Origin of the sequence: Pseudomonas avellanae BPIC 631, from assembly GCF_000444135.1 — a bacterium.
Lineage (GTDB): Bacteria > Pseudomonadota > Gammaproteobacteria > Pseudomonadales > Pseudomonadaceae > Aquipseudomonas > Aquipseudomonas avellanae.
The window spans coordinates 1-5,213 of sequence record NZ_ATDK01000445.1; the positions used below are offsets into that span (position 1 = coordinate 1).

A 5,213-nucleotide genomic window follows, 5' to 3' on the forward strand; every position below is an offset into this window, starting at 1 on the left:
TGTTTTCGAAAAAATCAGCCACCAACTAACGGAAAATTCAAATCTTATCAATAGCTTAGCTTGCAGGTTATGGGTAACTTATTTCGAAAACAGTACACTAGTTAGGTACCAGTGGAGGTGCATGTGCTGGAAGCAGACTTAGCATTACTTACCGAACAAGTCCAAGTTATGGCACCTACGGCACCCAAGGTAGGAACCAAAGTAGCGGTAGTTGCAGAAGTTCCGTTCCCAACCGACGGGCTAACCAAAGTGCCCGTTGTAGCATTACATGTACCATTTGTAGGCATGGTCACGTTAGTGCAGAGAGCAGTGGAAAGCCCTTCTTGAGCATTGATCCCCACCTGAGTCTTCGCAGCATCAAGCGTGGCGACCGCGCTGGCGCCGTTCGCGCGCGCAACATAGTTCTGGTATTGCGGAATTGCCACAGCCGCCAAAATACCAACGATCGCAACAACGATCATCAGCTCGATCAGCGTAAAGCCTTTTTGTGCGTTCATTTCTACTTCTCCGAGGCGTCAATTAGGTGGTGCCCTGAGGAGCTTTGAAGCACAGGTCGTGCCAAAACCTATTCTCAGCAAGTGACACCGCCAGCGCAATCAATGACCGACAACCGACCATCTGAAATCAGCAGAAACTGACAATTTCCGTCACATAGCCCTCTGCTATTTGGCAGCACAGCCCGACTGCGCTATAACCCACACATTGTCCGTGTCTGGTGGTTTTATGACTGATGCTGTCCTCACTGGCCTGGCCAAACAATTGGTCCTCGCCGAACTACTTACTGAACCTGCTGCGCAGCAAGCGTATCAACAGTCGCGCCGTGACAAGATTTCGTTGGTGAGCTATCTGGTTCAGAACAAGCTAGTCAAAAGCCTGACGCTGGCAGAGATGGCCTCCGATCAGTTTGGCGTGCCGTTTATGGACCTCGCCAGCCTGGACAAGGAAAGCCAGCCAAAGGGGCTGGTGAGCGAGAAGCTGGTCAGACAACATCACGCCCTACCTCTGTGGCGACGTGGTAACAAGCTGTTTATAGGCATCTCGGACCCGACCAACCATCAGGCGGTCACTGACATACAGTTCAGCACCGGTCTGAATACTGAAGCGATTCTGGTTGAAGATGACAAGCTGACCACCGCAATAGATCGCTTTTTTGACAGTGATAGTGGTTTGGGCAATCTGGAAGATGTCGATCTGGGCTTGGACATGGAGCCGGCTGATGGCAAGGAGACCTCCCTCGCAGCTCAGAATGACGCTGAAGATGCCCCGGTGGTACGTTTCGTCAACAAAATGCTGTTGGATGCCATCCGGTTGGGATCATCAGACTTGCACTTCGAGCCCTACGAAAAAATCTTTCGCGTTCGCTTGCGTACCGATGGCATTTTGCATGAGGTCGCCAGGCCGCCGATTCATCTGGCTAACCGTATCGCTGCACGCTTGAAAGTCATGGCCAGCTTGGATATTTCAGAACGGCGCAAACCACAGGATGGGCGCGTCAAATTACGGGTGTCCAAGACAAAAGCCATCGACTTTCGTATGAATACCCTGCCCACGCTGTGGGGCGAGAAGATCGTAATGCGGATCCTCGACCCGACCAGCGCGCAGATGGGCATTGATGCTCTGGGCTATGAGCCCGAGCAAAAAGCATTGTATCTGGAGGCACTGAAACAACCGCAGGGCATGATTCTCGTGACCGGCCCCACTGGTTCCGGCAAGACAGTCTCCCTGTACACCGGCCTAAACATTCTCAATACAGTGGACATCAACATTTCCACAGCTGAAGATCCGGTAGAAATCAACTTGGAAGGCATCAATCAGGTCAACGTCAACCCGCGTCAGGGGCTGGACTTTTCTCAGGCACTGCGCGCCTTCTTGCGTCAAGATCCCGACGTGATCATGGTCGGCGAAATCCGAGACTTGGAAACAGCCGAAATAGCCATCAAGGCGTCCCAGACCGGCCATATGGTGCTGTCCACCCTGCACACCAATAGCGCGGCAGAAACCTTGACGCGACTGCATCACATGGGTGTAGCCGCATTCAATATTGCCACGGCAATCAACTTGATTATTGCGCAACGACTTGCGCGCAAGCTGTGCAACCATTGCAAGAAGGAACTCGATATTCCTCGCGAGACACTGATTCAGGAAGGTTTTCCAGAAGCGAAGATTGGCACTTTCAAGATCTATGGTCCGGTGGGCTGCGAACATTGCAATGGTGGCTACAGGGGAAGGGTCGGTATTTATGAAGTCGTCAAGAAAACAGCAGAGCTAGAGCGCATCATCATGGAAGAGGGTAACTCACTGGAGATTTCCAGGCAGATGCGCAAGGACGGCTTCAACGACCTGCGAACCTCAGGCCTGTCAAAAGCCATGCAGGGCATCACCAGCCTTGAAGAAGTTAACCGCGTGACCAAGGATTAAACATGGCCAGTAAGGCAGTTAAAGTCATCGTTTACACTTGGGAAGGTGTCGACAAAAAGGGCACCAAAACCAGCGGCGAATTGAGCGGCCATAACTTGGCACTCGTAAAAGCTCAGTTGCGCAAGCAAGGCATCAACCCGATTAAGGTGCGCAAGAAATCCGTATCGATCTTCGGCAAGGGAAAAAAAATCAAGCCCCTGGATATAGCTTTTTTTTCTAGGCAAATGGCAACGATGATGAAAGCAGGTGTGCCCCTGCTTCAGTCATTCGATATCATCAGCGAAGGTGCCGAGAACCCTAACATGCGCGCACTGGTCAACTCGCTCAAACAAGAAGTTTCTGCAGGCAACAGCTTTGCAACAGCCTTACGACAAAAACCTGAGTACTTCGACGACCTATTTTGCAATCTAGTAGATGCCGGCGAACAAGCCGGAGCTCTTGAAAGCCTGCTAGACCGTGTCGCAAGCTATAAGGAAAAGACAGAAAGACTTAAGGCAAAAATCAAAAAAGCAATGACCTATCCTGCAGCCGTGTTGATAGTAGCGATTATAGTTTCAGGAATTTTGCTTATAAAGGTAGTGCCACAATTTCAGACTGTGTTCGCTGGCTTTGGCGCGCAGCTGCCTGCATTTACACTAATGGTCATCGGGCTTTCAGGCTTTGTGGAGCAATGGTGGCTGGCCATTATCGGTTTATTCTTCGCAGGTATTTTTTTGTTCAAACGAGCCTACAAGGCGTCACAAAACTTCCGTGACAGCGTTGATCGTTTTTTGTTGAAAGTTCCGATCATTGGACCCTTGATTTTCAAGTCATCTGTAGCTCGGTACGCCCGCACTCTTGCAACGACTTTTGCTGCAGGCGTGCCATTGGTCGAAGCTTTGGACTCCGTAGCAGGCGCCACTGGGAACGTGGTTTTCAAAAATGCTGTTAACAAGGTCAAGCAAGATGTGTCCACGGGTATGCAATTGAATTTTTCCATGCGCTCGACGGGTGTCTTCCCCAGCTTGGCGATCCAGATGACTGCGATCGGCGAAGAGTCTGGTGCGCTGGACACCATGCTGGATAAAGTCGCAACCTATTATGAAGATGAGGTTGATAACATGGTCGACAGTTTGACTAGTCTGATGGAACCAATGATCATGGCGGTGCTGGGAGTTATAGTGGGCGGTCTTGTAATCGCCATGTATCTCCCCATTTTCACACTTGGAAATGCAGTCTGAAATGCCCCTCCTCGACCTCCTGGCCAGCTCCCCCCTGGCCTTCGTCACCACATGCTGCCTGCTCGGCCTAATCGTCGGAAGCTTCCTCAACGTAGTCGTCTACCGCCTCCCAAAAATGATGGAGCGCGACTGGAAAGCGCAATCACGGGAAATGCTCGGCCTCCCTGCCGAACCGGACCAACCCGTCTTCAACCTGATCCTGCCGCACTCCAGTTGCCCGCACTGCGCGCACAAGATCCGCCCATGGGAAAATCTGCCGATCATCAGTTACCTGTTGCTGCGCGGCAAATGCTCGCAATGCAAAGCACCGATCAGCAAGCGCTACCCAGTGGTGGAGCTGACCTGCGCAGTGTTATCGGCCTACGTCGCCTGGCACTTCGGTTTCGGCTGGCAGGCGGCTGCGATGCTGGTGTTGAGTTGGGGTTTGCTGGCGATGAGCCTGATCGATGCCGATCATCAGCTGTTGCCTGACTCTCTGGTGCTGCCACTGCTGTGGCTGGGCCTGATCGTTAACGCCTTTGGGCTGTTCACCTCGCTGAATGATGCGCTGTGGGGTGCGGTGGCCGGTTATCTGACGCTGTGGTCAGTGTTCTGGCTGTTCAAGTTGATGACGGGCAAGGAAGGCATGGGCTATGGCGACTTCAAATTGCTGGCCATGCTTGGCGCGTGGGGTGGCTGGCAGATTCTGCCGTTGACCATTCTGTTGTCGTCGCTGGTGGGCGCGGTGCTTGGGGTGATCATGATGCGCGTGCGCAGGGTCGAAAGCGGTACGCCGATCCCCTTTGGTCCTTATCTGGCCATTGCGGGGTGGATCGCTTTGCTCTGGGGTGGTCAAATAACCGACTCTTATATGCAGTTTGCCGGTTTCAGATGACTCACCCTGATCAAAAACCCTGGATTCTTGGCCTGACTGGCGGCATTGGTAGCGGTAAAAGTGCAGCAGCACAGTGCTTTATCGACCTGGGCATCGACACCGTGGATGCCGACCACGCCGCCCGCTGGGTGGTCGAGCCCGGGCGTCCGGCGCTGGAGCAGATCGCCGCACACTTCGGCAACGGCGTGCTGCAGGCCAGCGGCGAGCTGGATCGCGGCGCGCTGCGCAAGCTGATCTTCGAAAACCCGGAGCAACGACGCTGGCTGGAAGCGTTGCTGCACCCGCTGATCAATCAGGAAATCGTCAGCCATCTGGCCAAAGCCAAATCGCCTTATGCCATTCTGGTGTCGCCGCTGCTGATCGAATCCGGTCAATCGCGGATGGTGCAGCGCCTGCTGGTTATTGATGTGCCACAGCAGGTGCAAATAGAACGCACGATGCTGCGCGACAGTTCCAGCCAGGAGCAGGTCGAAGCCATTCTCAAGGTGCAGATCCAGCGCGAAGACCGCCTGCGCCATGCCGACGATGTGCTGGTCAATGAGCGCGATCACGCCTGGCTGAACAGCGAAGTCGCGCGACTGCACCATTTTTACCTTGGCGGCGGCAAAAACTGAGCGCAACACCTGACCAATCCGGTACGGTGAACCTATGTCATATCATGAACTCAGCATTGAAGAACGCATCACGATCCAGTTTGGCCA

Annotated in this window: 5 protein-coding genes; 4 read left to right on the plus strand and 1 reads right to left on the minus strand. The window is 53.3% G+C overall.

Annotated features, from left to right (window positions below):
• Positions 1–101: 101 nt before the first annotated feature.
• On the minus strand, positions 102–497 hold the full coding sequence (locus DW49_RS1000000131005) for a pilin (protein ID WP_020353487.1): 396 nt from the start codon (positions 495–497) through the stop codon (positions 102–104).
• 226 nt (positions 498–723) lie between these two features.
• Between DW49_RS1000000131005 and pilB the strand changes: the two genes are divergently transcribed.
• The 4 genes from pilB to coaE are packed head-to-tail and all read left to right on the plus strand — an operon-like array spanning position 724 to position 5,126.
• The gene (gene pilB / locus DW49_RS0123855; RefSeq protein WP_005614796.1) at positions 724–2,418 is read left to right on the plus strand and encodes a type IV-A pilus assembly ATPase PilB; all 1,695 of its coding nucleotides are present in this window, start codon (positions 724–726) and stop codon (positions 2,416–2,418) included.
• A gap of 2 nt (positions 2,419–2,420) precedes the next feature.
• On the plus strand, positions 2,421–3,638 hold the full coding sequence (locus DW49_RS0123860; protein ID WP_005614794.1) for a type II secretion system F family protein: 1,218 nt from the start codon (positions 2,421–2,423) through the stop codon (positions 3,636–3,638).
• 1 nt (position 3,639) lies between these two features.
• The gene (locus tag DW49_RS0123865; RefSeq protein ID WP_024420998.1) at positions 3,640–4,512 is read left to right on the plus strand and encodes a prepilin peptidase; all 873 of its coding nucleotides are present in this window, start codon (positions 3,640–3,642) and stop codon (positions 4,510–4,512) included.
• On the plus strand, positions 4,509–5,126 hold the full coding sequence (gene coaE, locus DW49_RS0123870; RefSeq protein ID WP_005614790.1) for a dephospho-CoA kinase: 618 nt from the start codon (positions 4,509–4,511) through the stop codon (positions 5,124–5,126). Before DW49_RS0123865 ends, coaE begins: the two co-directional genes overlap by 4 nt.
• Positions 5,127–5,213 lie beyond the last annotated feature (87 nt).